Genomic DNA, 16,213 nt, shown 5'->3' on the forward strand with positions numbered 1-16,213 from the left:
ACTGTTACCCACTTCTCCGACATGAAAATTCGATTAATCCAATAAAAGCTTCATTAATATACTCGTTCGATGCTCTCCTTGGCTATGGAGGTTAACGCGGCTTAACCCCGGGCTGAAGGGGAGCTTTTTACACCTGAACATAGAGGTTGTCTATCATTTCCAGCTAAAGATTGAATATGTCTTAATTTAAATAGCTGTTTCTAAGTAACATATTATGATAAATTATTAGAGGGTTTTTTACAGATCGGACGGAGAGGCCTGCCGGAAGTTCCGCCGGTCACAGTTATTTCGGTTAAACCAATATATTAGGCGCACACTAGAAGGAGGATTCTCGCTTGGATTGGCAGGATATATTGTTTAAGTTTATTGGGGGTCTGGGTATCTTTCTGTTCGGCATCAAGTACATGTCGGACGGGCTGCAAAAATCAGCTGGTGACAAAATGCGGGGGTTACTTGCAAAATATACGTCAAATCCGGTTCTTGGCGTATTGGTCGGCATCGGGGTCACGATTCTGATCCAGTCCTCCAGCGGAACGACGGTCATGGCCATCGGATTGGTGAATGCCGGGCTGATGACACTTAGACAAGCTATTGGCGTGGTTATGGGGGCCAACATCGGTACAACCATGACCGCATTCATTGTAGGGATCAAGATTGAGGAATATGCGCTGCCTATCATCGCGTTGGGGGGATTCTTTTTATTCTTTTTAAGCAAGAAAACCTATCAATACATCGGACAGATTATATTCGGATTCGGGACGCTGTTCCTGGGTCTGTCTACCATGAGCGACGGGATGAAGCCGCTGCGGGAACTGCCTGCCTTTACCGATTTCATGATTAATCTGGCGGACCAGCCGGCGCTGGGGCTGCTCGTGGGTACTGTGTTCACGGCGATTGTGCAAAGCTCGAGTGCCACCATCGGTATTCTGCAGACGATTGCGGATGAAGGCATGGTGAGTCTGATCGGAGCGCTGCCGATTCTGTTCGGGGACAATATTGGTACCACCATCACAGCTGTACTTGCTTCAATCGGGGCTACAGTTGCTGCGAAACGCACGGCTCTTGTACACGTCATTTTCAACGTCATTGGAGCCGTGATCTTCACGCTGCTGCTGCATCCGGTCCATTCCCTGATAATGTGGATCGGCGAGGGCGTGAATATCCGGATGCAGATTGCCTATGCACACGGCATTTTCAATTCCTTAAATACCCTGATCTTCCTGCCTCTCATTCCTGCGCTGGCCTGGATTGTGACGAAGGTGATTCCGGGGAATATGTATGAGCTTGAGTTCAAGCCTAAGTTTCTGGATGATCGGCTGCTGGCAACGCCTAACGTGGCGCTTGGACAAGCCCAGCATGAGATTCTGCGGATGGGTCAATATGCTCGTGAAGCGTTGAATGATGCGTCGGACTTCTTCTTCGAGAGAGACCCGAAGGTGGGCGAGCTAGCCTTGCAGAAGGAAGAGCTGATCAACGAACTGAACCGCAAGATTACGGACTATATGGTGAAAATCCATCAGAGCGGCCTGTCCGAAGCCGAGTCGGAGAAGGCAACCGGATGGTTCCAGCTCGTCAATGATATTGAACGCATCGGCGACCATGCGGAAAATGTCGTTGAGCTGTCGGAATTCAGCATCAACAATAAAGTGGAATTTTCGAGCGAAGCCGAGCGCGAGCTGAAGGAAATGCTCAGCCTGGCCGACAAGGCGGTGGAGCGGGCGCTCTACGCGCTGGAGCACAACGACCTGAAGGCTGCGGAAGAGGTTCTATCCTACGAGCTTGAGCTGGATGAGCTGGAGGTTCGGTTCCGCAAAAGTCATATTCAACGCTTGAACCAGAATCTCTGTTCTGGCAATTCAGGGGCCGTGTATCTGGATATCTTGAGCAATCTGGAGCGGATTGGGGACCATAGCAAGAACATCGCCCAATTCGTCCAGCATGAGGAAGCTTAATTCCTGGGATTTCAATAACATGATTTCAGCAACGCTTTTCAGCGCCGCCTGTTCCTGTTTGAGGGAGGGCGGCGTTTTTTGTCTGAATACAGCAATGAAAAAAACTGACAAAGCTGGTGACGTTGCGAAAATGGCGGGAGCGAGTATGATTTTAGGTATCCGTTCCTGCCTCAGGGGGTGGGCAGACACGCTTGCGGATAAGAGAATGAAGGGGAGTGGAGAGGATGATTGAACATCATCAGTTACCTATTCATCAGATCCGTATTGGCATTTACGGCACCTCAACCATTGTTGATCGCATTATGAAGGTGATGGCTTCCTTCCCCGTCTTTGCTCCGGTTCCGGTCGTTGTTTCGGAGGAGCAGGAAGCTCCTGAGCTGACGGATCGCATGCAAGGAGAAATGGAGGCCATGCTGCTCGCCGATCCGCTCGCTCAGCGCAAGCTGGCGACAGGTGAATGGCTGCCGCTGCCTGTGTATCCCGTCCCGGTGAACGAGGCCGGATTCTACAGGGCGCTGTTCGCTGCCGAGCGCCAGGGGAAGCTCACCGGCGGCATCTCGGTTGACACGATGCCGGAGGGTGTGGTGAGGCAGGTGATGCAGGCGCTGGATCTTTCGAATGTTCAGGCAGCGATATACGCTGGACCTGAACGGGAACCCGGGACTAGTGCCCCGGGTGAGCGCATCGCGGATTTCCATCAGGCCTGGTATGACTCGGGAGCATGCTCCGTTGCGTTAACCGGCATTGAGTCGGTAGCCAGAGAGCTGAGCAAGCGCGGCATCCCTCATGAGCGTGTGCTCCCTTCGGATCAGGATATTCAGATGTCGCTGGAGCAGGCTATGCTGTCCGCCGTCTCGCGCCGCAGCAGGGAAGGGCAGATGGTGGTGGGCATGATCCGCATCGACGATTTTGCTGCCCAGGCCTTGAAGCGCAACAACGAGCATGAGGTGCAGAAGCTGAAACTGGATATCCATCGTATGATGCTGGATTATGTGGAGTCGCTGGACGGCTGCCTGAGCCACTTGGGAGGAGACGAGTATATGTTCTTCACCACGCGCAGCGTTTTCAGGCGGGAGACCGGGGGCTATAAAGCAATTCCGCTGGCAAAGGCTGTGAATAAGACATATGGCATTTCGCTGAGCATCGGCATCGGATTCGGCCATTCCGCGAGCAGCGCGGGCACGAACGCTCGAATCGCGCTTAGCAAGTCGAAGGAGGCTGGCGGCAACGCCTGCTTCATCATCCGGGAGGATCGCACGCTGATCGGGCCGCTGGCGATGGCTGAGCCGGAACGAGACGCGCTGTCCTTCACGGATGCCTCATTCATCAAGCGGGCGGAGGAAGCTGGCATGGCCAGTGCCTATCTAAGCAAGCTGCTGCATCAGCGCGCCCGGTTCGGGAAATATGAATACAAGGTGCACGAGCTGGCTCATCTGCTCGGCATTACGGTCCGCAGCGCGCACCGGCTGCTGCAGCTGTGGTCAGATCATGATCTGGTCGAGATTTCGGGCATTGAGAAGGTACCGCGGGGCAGGCCTCGGCAAATTTTTAAATTTTCGTTTCTGGAGTAGCCTTGAGGACTGCTATGTAGGGAGATCAAGCCGTTTTGTTACCGGGCGATTCACAACGCAGCAGGCAATGTTAATATGATATGACAGAGGCTCTTCTTGGAACAGCGGGACGAGCAGATGATTCGCGCGGTCATCTGGAACAATCGGTGACGGACTGATACAATGAGGGCATATACAGAAAGAAAGCGGGGACAATCGCGTATGCGGTTTAAAGATGTTTTTTCCATAATCGGACCCAGCATGGTGGGACCATCCAGTTCGCATACCGCAGGAGCGGTGCGAATCGGCAGAGCGGCCCGGCGTATATTCGGAGCGTTTCCGGAGGAAGCCGAAATTATATTCTATGGCTCGTTCGCAGAGACGTACAGAGGGCACGGGACCGATCTGGCGGTGGTCGGGGGATTGATGGATTATGATACAGATGATATGCGAATTCGCAGCTCCATTGAGCTGGCGGAGGCGGCAGGGATGAAATTGACCTTTAAAACCGCTCAAAATGTTGCATTCCATCCCAACACCGTGATGCTGAAGCTGAAGGACGGGCAGCGTGAAGATACGATTGCGGGAGCCTCGATCGGCGGCGGCAGTGTGGAGATGCTTCGGGTGAACGGATTTGATGTCAAATTCACGATGAATTATCCGGTGCTGCTTGTATTCCATGATGATGTGCCGGGCATGGTTGCGCATATCGCCCGCATCCTGGAGGGCGGGGGCGTCAATATCGCCTATATGGATGTGGATCGTAAGGGACGCGGCGGAGATGCCATTACGGTGGTCGAGTCCGATGAGGTCGTGCCGGCGAGTCTGATCGCGCATATTGAAGGCCTGGAGAGCGTGCGCCGCGTCGTGTTCGCCGATTTGACATCGAAGGAGGGGCAGTCATGAAGTTTTCTACACTGCAGCAGATCATCGAAATGTGCAGCGCAGATCAGGTGACGATCGGCGAGCTGATGTTGCGCGAGCAGGTGAGAGAGACCGGGAAGAGCCGGGAGGAAACGTTCAAGCAGATGAAGGATTACTATGCGATCATGAAGGAAGCGGTGCATAGAGGAATTCATGAACCGGTTCCATCCCGCAGCGGTCTGACCGGCGGGGATGCCGTCCGTGTTCACGAGTTCATGACCAGCGGCGTTCCGGCACTGGGTGAAGAAGCCTGCACCGCTTTGGCTTACGCCTTGTCCGTTTCCGAGGTGAACGCCTCAATGGGACGCATCGTAGCTACGCCGACAGCCGGCTCTTGCGGCATTATTCCGGGAGTGTTCGTCAGCACGCAGCAGCGCTATGGCTGGGACGATGACGACATGGTGATGGGGCTGTTCAGCGCCGGTGCGATCGGTTATGTCATCGCCAACAATTCCTTCATCTCTGGCGCCGAGGGCGGCTGTCAGGCCGAAGTCGGCTCTGCGATCGGCATGGCGGCCGGGGCGCTCACGGAGCTGAGAGGGGGCACGCCGGAGCAGGCCGTGCATGCGGTCGGCTTGGCGCTGAAGAACTCGCTCGGCCTGATCTGTGATCCGGTGGGCGGTCTGGTCGAAATTCCGTGCATTGTCCGCAACGGCTTCGGCGCCGTGACGGCGCTGGCTGCCTCGGATATGGCGATGGCCGGCGTCCGCAGCGTCATCCCTTCCGATGAAGTGATTGATGTGATGCTGGAGGTGGGGACGGCTATGCCTTCCAAGCATCGCGAGACAGCCAAGGGCGGGCTGGCGCAAACGCCGACAGGGAAGAAGATTTTGCGTGACCTGTACGGCAAGGACGGCAAGCGGGTCAGGGAGAAGGGCGCGAAGCAGTAGAGGAGGCAGCCTTTGTCCACCGACATTGCTTCACCGACATTGTCTCACCGACACTGTCGCACCGCGTGCAGCTTCCGGTACGCTAAGCCTTGATGCTTGATGTATGAAGGCGGTCGGCTTGACCACGCGGCCCTGAACGAAGTGATCGCGAATATTCGGAATTAACCGTGTGCAGCGATAAGACATCGACTTGGATATCGGCATGAACAGAGGCTTTCCCGATCGGGGAAGCCTTTTTGGCAAGCCTGGATTTATGTGCATAAAGTACGATTTACAAAAATATACAGCTCACGTATACTTGGACTAACCCACCTTATTCACGCATCCGCACCTGAAGATCTGTCATAAAGTCATGTTGTCTCCTCCTAGGCAGCCACCTTCTAACGCTCGTGATTTTACTTCCTAGTATGCAGCAGTCCGTGCTCGGCATTGACAAGCAGACCCGCTGAGCCCAGGCTGAGGCGGCAGTGTAAAGCAAGGCGCGGTTTCCATATCCTGCGTAGAATTAGTCGCTCCGAAAGGAGGCTTGCCCGTACACCAGGCGTTACCGCAGGGGGCGAAGCATGCGCCTGAAGGATCCGAATCGAAAAAACAAAGGAGCGATGATGAATGCGAAATGTTCGAATGTCATTGTTTCACAAATGTGTCTCGATGCTCTGTGTTGTCCTCATGATCACCCCGGCAGGCTTTGCGCTTGGAGCGAACAAGCCTTTCCCGCAGCATACTTCGTATACGAGCGGCTCGATCAAGCCGAATCATGTCACCCAGGCGGCGATGGATGATGCGGTCAGAAGCAAGTGGAACAGCTGGAAAAATTCCTTCCTCAAGCCTGCGGGAACCGGGCAATATTACGTACAGTATAATGCTGCCGGAGAAACGGTGTCCGAGGCGCATGGCTACGGGATGATCCTTACCGTATTGATGGCAGGGGACGACCCGAATGCGAAGACTTATTTTGATGGGCTGTATCGCTACTATCGGGCACATCCGAGCAACAATAACCCGTATTTGATGGCGTGGAAGCAGAACAGCAACTTCCAAAATATCGAAGGCGCGAACTCGGCGACGGATGGCGATATGGATATCGCCTATGCTCTGCTGCTGGCGGACAAGCAGTGGGGCAGCAACGACTCCATCAATTATTTGCAGGCAGCCCGCAACATCATCAATGCGATCATGAGCCATGATGTCAATCAAACGCAGTGGACACTGCGTCTCGGTGACTGGGCAACAAGCGGCAATTACAATACGGCGACGCGACCGTCCGATTTTATGCTGAATCATATGAAGGCATTTCGTCAGGCCACAGGGGATGCGAGATGGGACAATGTGATCAATCAGACGTACAGCATCATCCAATCAATATATAACGGCTACAGCCCGAATACCGGACTGCTTCCGGATTTCGTCGTGCGCTCAGGGGGGAGCTACCAGCCGGCAGGGGCCGGATTCCTGGAGGGGCCAAACGACGGCAACTACTATTACAATTCGGCCCGGGTTCCTTGGCGGATTGCAACCGATTATCTGATGACTGGCGATACAAGAGCACTGCAGCAGCTGAACCAGTTGAACACGTTCATTAAATCAACGACGAATGGCAATCCGGCTAATGTGAGGGCAGGCTATCTGCTGAGCGGAGGAGCGCTTGTTTCCTACAACAGCGGGGCGTTCTATGCACCGTTTGGCGTCAGTGCCATGATCTCTTCCAGCCATCAGGCCTGGCTGAATTCGGTGTGGAGCTATACCGTCAATGCATCAACGGAAGCGTATTATGAAGAGAGCATCAAGCTGTTCTCGCTGATGGTGATGTCAGGCAACTGGTGGACATACGAGGGCTGAGCGAAGCGTCAGTCATTCGACAAAGCTACAGAGCTACAAATCTACAAAGCTGCGGTACAGCATAGAAGCCGTCTCTTAGGTACAGTAATCCGAGAGACGGCTTTTTTCGTTTTCAGGTTAGCCAGAATCTGTGGGGGTGGCCTTTTTTTATTTTTACATAACAGGGTTGACAGCAGTTCTAACTTGCTTTATCTTTGAATAAAGATTAGTAACTAGATAAAAGTTAGTTATTGACGGAAAGGAGTCAGGACGTTGAAGAAGCGTTAGATGCGGGGTGTCAATTTTTTTAAGAATATATCTTTATTTCAAGATAAATACCAAATTATATATTTAATTTAAAGGAGTGTTATAGATGATGGAGCTTGGTTTGTTGATTCTTCGGTTGGTCGTCGGTTTGTCGTTTATGGCGCATGGCGCGCAAAAGCTGTTTGGCTGGTTTGGCGGGTATGGCCCGAAGGGGACTGGCGGCTTCATGGAGTCCCTCGGCCTGAAGCCGGCGTTGCCGCGGCGGTTGTAGTCGGACTGATGGAACTTCTCGGCGGCTTGCTGTTCACACTCGGTTTCCTGACCGTGCTGGGCTCGATTCTGATCATTATCCCGATGCTGGGAGCGATCGCGAAGGTGCACTGGAGCAACGGTTACTGGGGATCGGCCAACGGTTATGAGATGAATTTGCTTATTATTGCGGTGGCTGTTGCGATTGCTTTAACGGGTGCCGGCGCTTATTCGCTGGATGCGGTCATGTTTAACTAAGGAAAGGGGCGCTCACGGTTGGAATTCACAACATTAATTAAAAATCGCAGATCGTCGAATCTTTTTCTCGAAGGTGTCGACATTCCGGACAGGGATCTTGAAGAAATCTTTCAAGTTGTAAAATATGCCCCCTCCGCGTTTAATTTGCAGCATGCGCATTACATCGTGGTCAAAGATGCCGCGGTGAAGAACAAGGTGTATGAAGCAGCTTTCAAGCAGTATAAAATTCAAAGCGCATCGGCCGTCATCGCGGTGCTCGGGAATCGGGAGGCCTACCGGGATGCAGGCAAAATTCACGAGGGTCTGATGAGCCTCGGTGTCATCGACAAGCAGGAGTACGATATGACGGTGGCTTCCATCCAAAGCTTCTATGAAGAGCGGGGCGAGACGTTTATGCAGGAAGAGGCCATCCGGAATGCAAGCCTGTCGGCGATGATGTTCATGCTCGCAGCTAAAGACAAGGGCTGGGACACCTGCCCGATGATCGGGTTTGACCCGGAAGCTCTGCGTCAGGAACTGAAGATTCCGGACCCTTATGTTCCGGCAATGCTCATTGCCATCGGCAAGGAGAATAGCACCAAGGCGCGTCCGCGCGGATATCGCAAGCCTGTTGCGGAATTTGTGAGCTATAACCAATTTCAATAATTTAGCACTGTCATGACGGTTGTAAGACCACTGTAAATCATGAACAGGCGTTCTGAAGAGGGTGCTGCACGCTGGTAAAGGGCAATTTCTTCGTAAATCGATCAAATTCATAAACAATCCCGCCTTGAATGACGATGATGATTATAGAGGACAGGATCGGACAGTTCGTCCGGTGCTGCAGTGGTTATCGTAACGGTCCAAGGAGGGGGAAGGATTGATCAGTCATATAAGAGGAAATTGCCTGGCCAGAGTTGCAGCCCTGCTTCTGCTGCTCATCATTGCTGCCTGCGGCAATTTGGAGAATGCATCTGTACAGGAAACCTCATTGGCAGCTCAGACTGAACAGCCTTCAGCGCATATAGATACGATTAATACACAAGCGCTGGCGAATGAAGAGGAAGGATCGGAAGCGGTTAGTCTTGGGGTATCCGAAGGCGGCTCGGGGGTGCGGGAAGGCCGTGGCGGTGGCAGCCAAGCGAAGCTGAGCGAGCAGGCGGTGGACGTTGTGGCTCAGATGTATGAGGCGCTGGAGGCAGGGAATCAGCCTGCGTATCTCAAGCTGGCGGACATTCCGGAAATGCGCCATTCTCCGGCGAAGACACAGGCACTTTTTGATGAAGCTCGCAAGCGGAAGCCGCATGCTGATCGCTTTAAGCTGCTGGGCAAGCAGGAGCTGGATGAAGAGAGCCGCGAGCTGCTCGATATCACCTATGGCAGTCAGGCTGAAATTGTGCTGGAGGAGCTCAGCCAAGGGGATCGGCACGTGTGGATTGTGACGATATTTCCGGACGGAGCCAAGGTTGTGGACCAGAGCACCATTTACCCGGGGGCCTATGAGTTAGGAAGGAATGCTTCTATCGAAGAGCTGGTTCAGGCAAGCATCCTGAAATTGATTGATGATCGACAATTCCTTGCATCCAAGCATAAAACCCCGTTGTTCACTCCGGTACAGACGGTAGCGCTTATCTACCAGGCTGCGCAGGAGGGGAATGAGGAGGCTTTTTTTGCTGCATGCGGAGGGGAGGAAGGATTCTTTGCAGGCGGCCGTGCAGGGGATATGCTGGAATTCAACCAGTGGATGAGCAAGTTCGGCAGTGTCCTGTCTTTTCCGATCCAGGAGCTGGCCCGCACCCATCTGAACGCCGAGTATACCGCAGAGTATGACGGGCGTTTTGGGCCGGACTGGCATTTTGTAGCCGCAATGGATCCGGATGATCGGTATGCGCACCGCGGGACGTACTGGATTCTGACCCCGAACAACGATGCCACTCGCTATGTGGTGAGAGAAGCCTTTACAACAGAGCTGGATCCTTTCTTGAACGATGCTTTCAAAGCGCAGTTAAGGTAGAGCAGCTGAATAACATATCCCGAATGAAAAAGAGGCTCCGATCCGCTGATAAGGCTGGTTCGGGGCCTCTTCTTGTTATATCCAGGACATCCAGCTGGCGGCTGCGTCTCCTCTGTTTATGGCTGCAGGTTTTCCAGCAAGTTCATCGTTTCATTGATTTTATCGATCGTCTGCATGATTCCGGAATTCTGGAACTCGGTAACGCCGTTCTGAATCTGTTCCATATAGCCGTTAATATCTGTTAACAGTGTATCATTCAAGCTGGTCAGCTGCTCATGGATACTCTGGGCGAGTGCAGGGGCTTCCAGCCCATTGAACTCGGCGATGCGGTTTTTCATCTGTTCCAGCTCCTGCGTGAGCGCCTCCTTCGCCTGTGGATCCGTTGCGGCTTGTCGGGCTAAATCGGGCAAGGACTGGGCAAATTGGGATGCTTCATTGATATAAGTGCCGGCCTCATTGGTATAATCAAGCGATTCGTTGACCGTGTCCAGGACATTACAGCCGGATAAGACGGCAACGATGCATGCGACCCATAATCCATTCATCCATTTACGCAACATGATAGACCTCCTGTCTTTCTGGATTGTGCGTTCTTCCTTAATACGTATTACCCGCGATGAAGGTTTATCTTTTTTTTATGATCGCGTTAGCGCTATTCTAACAGATCGGGCGGATAATAAAAAACCCCCTCTCGTGCTCGGGAGAGACGGGAGGGGATTCGTTGGTACTGATTCAATTGTAAGTAGGATGCTCCTTTGATCAGGTCTGTCTGGCTTCAAGCCGTTTCGCGACCAGAGACAGCGAGTAATTGACGGTGAAATAGAGTAATGAAGCAAAGATAAGTGCTGGAATGACGTAAGCGAAGCTTGAGCCGCTCAATACTTGCACGTTCCGCATTAGCTCCGGAAGTGAGATGATCACTGCCAGCGATGTGTCTTTGATCAGGGCGATAAACTGGCTGACCATCGGCGGCGACATGCGGCGCAGGCCCAGCGGCAGAATGATATGCCTGAGGGTCTGCATATAACTTAACCCTGAAGCCCGGGCCGCTTCCACCTGGCCTTTGTCCACAGATGAGAGACCACTGCGTACGATTTCGGCAATCATTGCGCCTTCAAATATGCTAAGCCCAACGACGGCGGCCCAAAATACGGGGAGCCGTAGCCCTGTTTGTGGAAGAACAATCCCGATAAAAAAGATGATTAGCAAAAGCGGCAGGTTGCGGATGGTATCTACGATAAAAGCGATGACTGTCGACAGCACAGGAATGCGGGCATAACGTATCGTGCCCAGCACCACGCCGAGAATAAAGCTGAACACAATCGCAAGCCCGGCAACCTGCAGCGTCATCCAGAAGCCCTGCAGCAGAAAGCGCAGATTGGGCCAGGAATAAGCACCGGCAAAATCCAACTCGCCCCACCTCCTCTGTTGTCATTTCATGAATGGACTATTTGATTCATGCATTGCTGCGGGCAAAGCGGCGTTCCATATAATGAACCGCCATGCTAAGCGGTACGGTAAGTACAAGATAGAACAGAGCGACAAACGTATAGACCGGGATCGGCAGGAACGTGTCCGAACTGATCAGGTCGGCATAGTACATGAGGTCAAGCCCTGCTACGACGCCGAGAATGGCAGAGTTCTTCACCAGGTTAATCATCTGGTTGCCTACTGCGGGCAGCACTACCTTAACTGCTTGCGGCAGGACGACATGCCACATGCTCTGCACATAACTCAGCCCGGAGGAGCGGGCAGCCTCGGTCTGTCCCTTGGGCACGGCCTGGATGCCAGCCCGAATGGCTTCCGCAATGAACGAGGAGGTATACACCATCAGGCCGATCGTGCCGGAAGAGAATCCGTCCAGCGGAATGCCTAGAGAAGGCAAGCCGAGAAAGAAGAAAAAGACGACAACCAAAAGTGGAATATTCCGTAAAAACTCGACATAGGCCGCTCCGAACACATTCAGCCAGCGATAGGGCGAAATGCGTAAAATCGCGATGATCGTGCCGATGATCAGACTTCCGATCAGGGCAAGAAGGCTTGCCAGCACGGTCTGACCGAATCCTTGCATGTAGCGGTCCCAATGGTCAAACAGCACGCTGGAATCCCATATGACCAATCACATTCACCTCCTGTTGCTCTAAGTTTGCGGTGTTATATCGGTATTCGGTGATACCATCCCGTCGTTTATTCGGGTTTTACACCCATCCACTGCTCATACAGTCGGTCGTATTCGCCGCTTTCCTTCATCTCGCTCAGCAGCTCATTCACGACGTTAACGAACTCGGTCTCGCCTTTCTTAATCGCCATGCCGTACGGTTCATCGGTGAAATTGCCGCCAACAAGATGATAGTTCGGGTCTTGCTGCTGCATGCCGAGCAGAATGGCGTTATCGGTCGTGAGCGCATCCCCTTGACCGGCTCGCAGGGCTGTAAAGGCATCCTGATAATTCTCAAATTCCAGCACCTGGGCATCCGGCGCTTTCTCTCGGATGTTCTGCGCGGAAGTCGAGCCTTTAACAGCGAGCACCTTCGTATCTTTATTCAGACTTTCCAGTCCGGTGATCGGACTGTCCACCTTGACGAGCAAGGATTGGCCCGCTTCAAAATAGACATCGCTGAAATCCACCTGCTGCTTGCGTTCATCCGTAATGGTCATCGTGGCGATGATGATGTCGATCTCACCGCTTTGCAGGAGCGGGATGCGCGTCTTGGAAGTGACCTCCCGCAGCTCGATCTTCGTTTCATCACCCAGAATTTTTTTGGCCAGCGCTTTGGCAATGTCGATATCGAAGCCCTCAACATTGCCGGTAGCCGGATCCTGGAGGCCGAATAGCTTGGTATCATATTTCACCCCGGCAATCAGCTTATCGCGTTCCTTGATCGCCGCGAGCGTTGCGCCGCCGGCTTCGGAGGAGCTTCCTCCTTCGGATGCGTTGCCTCCCGTAGCGTTGTTGCCGCATGCGGCAAGCACGAGAATGAAGATGAGTGACAGCATAGCTACACTCTGCTTGAATGTTCTTGTAAATCCGTTCTTCATGTATAAGTCCCCCTTGAAATAGGATGATTAATGATGAAGCAAACGACTTAGGAACGTGCGGGCTCTCTCTTCCTTCGGTTGTTTGAAGAAGTCTTCGGATGTGGCATCCTCGACGATCCGTCCCTCATCCATGAATATGACGCGGTCGGCCGCTTCCTTGGCAAAGCCCATTTCATGCGTAACAATCACCATCGTCATCCCTTGATGGGCCAGTGAGCGCATCACATCCAGCACCTCGCCGATCATTTCCGGATCAAGGGCGGAGGTCGGCTCGTCAAACAACATAATTTTCGGGTTCATCGTTAATCCGCGGGCAATCGCCACTCTCTGCTGCTGTCCGCCGGACAGCTGGGAAGGATAGCTGTCGGCCTTGTCGCCAATGCCGACCCGGTTCAGGTAGGTCATGGCTTTCTCCCTGGCCTCTGCATTGGACATTCCAAGCACTTTGACAGGGGCGAGAATGATGTTATCGATGACTTTTTTGTGAGGATACAGATTGAAGTGCTGGAACACCATTCCGATTTCCCGGCGGAAACGATTGATGTCGATCTTCTTGTTGTGGAGGGGGACGCCATTGACAACCAGTTCTCCGTCGGTTATCGTCTCGAGCCGGTTGATGCAGCGAAGCAGCGTGCTTTTGCCGGAGCCTGAGGGGCCGACAATGACGACCACTTCTCCCTGGCGAATCGTCAGGTTGATCTCCTTCAGTACATGAAAACTGCCAAAATACTTGTTGACATGCTTAAACTCAATCAGTCAGAATCGCCTCCTAAAATATGTTAGTTTAGCGTCACCTATGTGTGAGCTTCATTAATATGGAGGTGTTAACCTTATTAAACAAATATGGTTAACCCTGTCTGTACCATACCAATTTCAGATAAATTTAGCAAGAGTTTAGGGGTTTGATGTATAATACATGTCATGAAGGTAGGGGAGAAGGATGGAGAAACGAGCGAAACTGCATGAACTCGATATGGTTCGTGGCATGGCTATTATGGGGGTTATGATGGTTCATGCGACTTCTTTTGCCACGGTCCAGATGCGGGGCGACCGCTTTTTTGGGCTATATAACTTTTTAAACATTTTTTCCAAAGTTGGAACCACAACGTTTATTTTTTTGAGCAGCTTTGTGCTGTTCTACAACTACTTCCGCCGTCCGCTGGACAAGGAGGTTTTTGTCCGGTTTTACCGCAATCGGCTGATGTATATCCTGGTGCCGTATGTGTTGTTTTCGGTGCTGTTTTTTATATTGACCTGGGCAGACAGGGGGCTGGAGTGGAAGGCTGCGGCGATGCTTCAAGACTTCTGGCCTAAACTGCTGACGGGCAAAGCCTACACGCATTTGTATTTTATCTTCATTAATATACAGTTCTACCTTCTGTTTCCAGTTATTCTCCTGTTGCTAAGACGCTATCGGTGGGCGGCAGCATGGAGCGTATGGATCGGGATAGCGCTGCAGTGGCTGTTCTATACAGCCAATGACGCATGGTGGGATGTGACGAACCGGAACAGCTGGTCCTTGTCTTTTCTGTCCTACTATTTTCTCGGGGCTTGGCTTGGCATTTACTTTGATCGTATTCAAATATGGCTGCAGGATACCCGGGATGCGGCCCGGCCGTGGCTCCGGCAGCTTGGCTGGGCGGCGCTGTGGATGGCCTGGCTGGCTGCAGGCATAACCCATGTTGTACTTCGATATCGGGAACGCCTCTATGAGATGGCGTATCATCCGCTGCTGTTTGACGCGTTCTGGAATGTGCATACGCTGGCTACGGCGCTTGTGATGGTGCAGACAGCGCTCTGGCTGCGAGATGTCAGCACCTGGTGGGGCAAAGGGCTTCGCTGGCTTGGCGTTTATTCGTTTGGCGTTTATCTTGTTCATCCGCTCGTCCTGTTCGTCTATCGCAAATTTCCTCCGGTATCGGAGCAGTCCTGGATTCAGCTTGGCTGGTATGCAGGAGGATTGGTTAGTGCGGTGGGCATCTCCGCTCTGCTTGTCTATGGGATGAGCCATATGGGAAGATGGACATGGGCGCTGTTCGGCCGGCTGCCTGGCAACACCCGTCCTCGCGGCAGGGACAATGCACCTGGATCAGGGGCACCAGTCCCCGAGACGCCGGTTCCGGACGGAAGCAGCACGAGCACGCTGCAAGGATAACTGCATGATGAAGGGAGTGTGGACGGAATGAGCGAGAACAAGGAGCTGCCGCAAGGACTGTGCGAGTGGCTGAACGGCCGGGATCTGGAATCCAAGTCAGATACCGCGATGGTGCTGCTCACGGTGACGGAGGATGGATGGCCGCATACGGCGATGATCAGTGCGGGCGAGGTCATTGCGCTGGATAGAGGCCGCCTTCGTCTGGCTTTGTGGCCGGGGACGGTGACGGCCGGCAATATGAAGCGGACCGGGCAGGCGACGCTGGTTACCGTTCATGATGGTGCGGTCCACTCCATTCGGCTCCGGGTCAAGGCGCTCCCTGACGTCGAGGGGGCACGCCATCCACGCCAGCGTTTTGCAGCCGACGTTGTCCATGTGCGCGAGGACCGGGCGAAGTATGCCGAGGTGCTGAGCGGGGTCACCTTCCGGCTCCATGACCCTGCCGAAGTGCTCAAGCGGTGGAGCGAGACGATTGCGGAGCTGCGGGAAGAGGAGGCGCGTTAAGCGCTCTGGAATTTTTCCTTCCCATGAACCTCCTTGCTTGTCATAAAATTGGGACAATCGGTATATACTTAGTTATAGGAAGCGGCCTTGAGGCGGCTTCGAAAAAAAGAATATCGAAAATGAAGTGCCGAGTGTTTGCTATCGGACATAAACTGTGGTAATATAGGAATATCGAAATCGACCTGAATTCACATATTGTAGAGGGTTGTCATTTCCGGTAACCTTGTGCAATATGTGAATTTTTTTATTCCGTCTGTGAAGAAAAAAGGTCATATAAATATAGTTTAAAGGAGGACATATCCCATGCAAACAGGAACTGTTAAATGGTTCAATGCAGAGAAAGGCTTCGGTTTTATCGAGGTTGAAGGCGGTAACGATGTATTCGTTCACTTCAGCGCGATTCAAGGCGACGGCTTCAAAACGCTGGACGAAGGCCAACGCGTTGAGTTCAACATTGTTGAAGGCAACCGTGGACCACAAGCTGAGAACGTTGTAAAGCTGTAATGATATGAGGTTGGGCTGCTCTTAATGTGCGACATTAAGAGCAGTCTTTCTTTTATTTGCATCCGCAAAAAAAACGCTGGGGACGATTGTTTAACCAGACAAGGAATGGA

15 protein-coding genes and 1 pseudogene are annotated in these 16,213 nt (G+C 52.7%); 11 read left to right on the plus strand and 5 right to left on the minus strand.

Annotated elements, in window-relative coordinates; all coding sequences use genetic code 11:
- Positions 1-335 precede the first annotated feature (335 nt).
- The 8 genes and pseudogenes from CHH67_RS07330 (at position 336) to CHH67_RS07365 (ending at position 9,901) form a co-directional block, all read left to right on the plus strand.
- Entirely contained in the window at positions 336-1,952 is a 1,617-nt protein-coding gene (locus CHH67_RS07330; protein WP_095264518.1) for a Na/Pi cotransporter family protein, read from the plus strand.
- A 224-nt stretch (positions 1,953-2,176) separates the two neighbouring features.
- Positions 2,177-3,523, plus strand: a complete 1,347-nt coding sequence (locus CHH67_RS07335; RefSeq protein WP_095264519.1) for a hypothetical protein — start codon at positions 2,177-2,179, stop codon at positions 3,521-3,523.
- Between the two features lie 201 nt (positions 3,524-3,724).
- Positions 3,725-4,408, plus strand: a complete 684-nt coding sequence (gene sdaAB, locus CHH67_RS07340; RefSeq protein WP_095264520.1) for an L-serine ammonia-lyase, iron-sulfur-dependent subunit beta — start codon at positions 3,725-3,727, stop codon at positions 4,406-4,408.
- On the plus strand, positions 4,405-5,316 hold the full coding sequence (gene sdaAA, locus CHH67_RS07345; RefSeq protein ID WP_095264521.1) for an L-serine ammonia-lyase, iron-sulfur-dependent, subunit alpha: 912 nt from the start codon (positions 4,405-4,407) through the stop codon (positions 5,314-5,316). Before sdaAB ends, sdaAA begins: the two co-directional genes overlap by 4 nt.
- A 609-nt stretch (positions 5,317-5,925) precedes the next feature.
- Complete coding sequence (locus tag CHH67_RS07350; protein WP_095264522.1) at positions 5,926-7,155, plus strand: family 8 glycosyl hydrolase; 1,230 nt, start codon at positions 5,926-5,928, stop codon at positions 7,153-7,155.
- 352 nt (positions 7,156-7,507) lie between these two features.
- A pseudogene (locus CHH67_RS07355) lies at positions 7,508-7,908 on the plus strand (DoxX family protein).
- A gap of 18 nt (positions 7,909-7,926) precedes the next feature.
- Positions 7,927-8,553, plus strand: a complete 627-nt coding sequence (locus tag CHH67_RS07360) for a nitroreductase family protein (protein ID WP_095264523.1) — start codon at positions 7,927-7,929, stop codon at positions 8,551-8,553.
- Between the two features lie 214 nt (positions 8,554-8,767).
- Positions 8,768-9,901, plus strand: a complete 1,134-nt coding sequence (locus CHH67_RS07365) for a hypothetical protein (protein WP_095264524.1) — start codon at positions 8,768-8,770, stop codon at positions 9,899-9,901.
- A gap of 116 nt (positions 9,902-10,017) precedes the next feature.
- Here CHH67_RS07365 and CHH67_RS07370 read toward each other — a convergent pair whose 3' ends face one another.
- The 5 genes from CHH67_RS07370 to CHH67_RS07390 form a co-directional block, all read right to left on the minus strand.
- Complete coding sequence (locus CHH67_RS07370; protein WP_095264525.1) at positions 10,018-10,461, minus strand: DUF6376 family protein; 444 nt, start codon at positions 10,459-10,461, stop codon at positions 10,018-10,020.
- A 199-nt stretch (positions 10,462-10,660) separates the two neighbouring features.
- Positions 10,661-11,311, minus strand: coding sequence for an amino acid ABC transporter permease (locus CHH67_RS07375; RefSeq protein WP_095264526.1), 651 nt, complete (start codon positions 11,309-11,311; stop codon positions 10,661-10,663).
- Between the two features lie 46 nt (positions 11,312-11,357).
- Complete coding sequence (locus tag CHH67_RS07380) at positions 11,358-11,972, minus strand: amino acid ABC transporter permease (protein ID WP_425320434.1); 615 nt, start codon at positions 11,970-11,972, stop codon at positions 11,358-11,360.
- A gap of 116 nt (positions 11,973-12,088) precedes the next feature.
- Entirely contained in the window at positions 12,089-12,940 is an 852-nt protein-coding gene (locus CHH67_RS07385; RefSeq protein ID WP_095264528.1) for an ABC transporter substrate-binding protein, read from the minus strand.
- Between the two features lie 27 nt (positions 12,941-12,967).
- Positions 12,968-13,696: an amino acid ABC transporter ATP-binding protein gene (locus tag CHH67_RS07390; RefSeq protein ID WP_095264529.1), complete on the minus strand. Its 729-nt coding sequence runs from the start codon at positions 13,694-13,696 to the stop codon at positions 12,968-12,970.
- Positions 13,697-13,880: 184 nt separating this feature from the next.
- On the opposite strand from CHH67_RS07390, the gene CHH67_RS07395 reads away from it, so the two are divergent.
- The 3 genes from CHH67_RS07395 (at position 13,881) to cspD (ending at position 16,103) form a co-directional block, all read left to right on the plus strand.
- Positions 13,881-15,095: an acyltransferase gene (locus CHH67_RS07395; RefSeq protein ID WP_095264530.1), complete on the plus strand. Its 1,215-nt coding sequence runs from the start codon at positions 13,881-13,883 to the stop codon at positions 15,093-15,095.
- A 27-nt stretch (positions 15,096-15,122) separates the two neighbouring features.
- On the plus strand, positions 15,123-15,599 hold the full coding sequence (locus tag CHH67_RS07400) for a pyridoxamine 5'-phosphate oxidase family protein (protein ID WP_095264531.1): 477 nt from the start codon (positions 15,123-15,125) through the stop codon (positions 15,597-15,599).
- Positions 15,600-15,902: 303 nt separating this feature from the next.
- On the plus strand, positions 15,903-16,103 hold the full coding sequence (gene cspD / locus CHH67_RS07405; RefSeq protein WP_006207896.1) for a cold-shock protein CspD: 201 nt from the start codon (positions 15,903-15,905) through the stop codon (positions 16,101-16,103).
- Positions 16,104-16,213 lie beyond the last annotated feature (110 nt).

Source organism: Paenibacillus campinasensis (genome assembly GCF_002272015.1).
GTDB classification, from domain to species: domain Bacteria; phylum Bacillota; class Bacilli; order Paenibacillales; family Paenibacillaceae; genus Paenibacillus_AQ; species Paenibacillus_AQ campinasensis.

Excerpts from the sequence above, each read along its gene's own strand:
- CHH67_RS07335 (WP_095264519.1), top strand. The coding sequence starts at position 2,177 with ATGATTGAACATCATCAGTTACCTATTCATCAGATCCGTATTGGCATT.
- sdaAB (WP_095264520.1), top strand. The coding sequence starts at position 3,725 with ATGCGGTTTAAAGATGTTTTTTCCATAATCGGACCCAGCATGGTGGGA.
- sdaAA (WP_095264521.1), top strand. The coding sequence starts at position 4,405 with ATGAAGTTTTCTACACTGCAGCAGATCATCGAAATGTGCAGCGCAGAT.
- CHH67_RS07350 (WP_095264522.1), top strand. The coding sequence starts at position 5,926 with ATGCGAAATGTTCGAATGTCATTGTTTCACAAATGTGTCTCGATGCTC.
- CHH67_RS07370 (WP_095264525.1), bottom strand. The coding sequence starts at position 10,461 with ATGTTGCGTAAATGGATGAATGGATTATGGGTCGCATGCATCGTTGCC.
- CHH67_RS07380 (WP_425320434.1), bottom strand. The coding sequence starts at position 11,972 with ATGCAAGGATTCGGTCAGACCGTGCTGGCAAGCCTTCTTGCCCTGATC.
- CHH67_RS07385 (WP_095264528.1), bottom strand. The coding sequence starts at position 12,940 with ATGAAGAACGGATTTACAAGAACATTCAAGCAGAGTGTAGCTATGCTG.
- CHH67_RS07395 (WP_095264530.1), top strand. The coding sequence starts at position 13,881 with ATGGAGAAACGAGCGAAACTGCATGAACTCGATATGGTTCGTGGCATG.
- CHH67_RS07400 (WP_095264531.1), top strand. The coding sequence starts at position 15,123 with ATGAGCGAGAACAAGGAGCTGCCGCAAGGACTGTGCGAGTGGCTGAAC.
- cspD (WP_006207896.1), top strand. The coding sequence starts at position 15,903 with ATGCAAACAGGAACTGTTAAATGGTTCAATGCAGAGAAAGGCTTCGGT.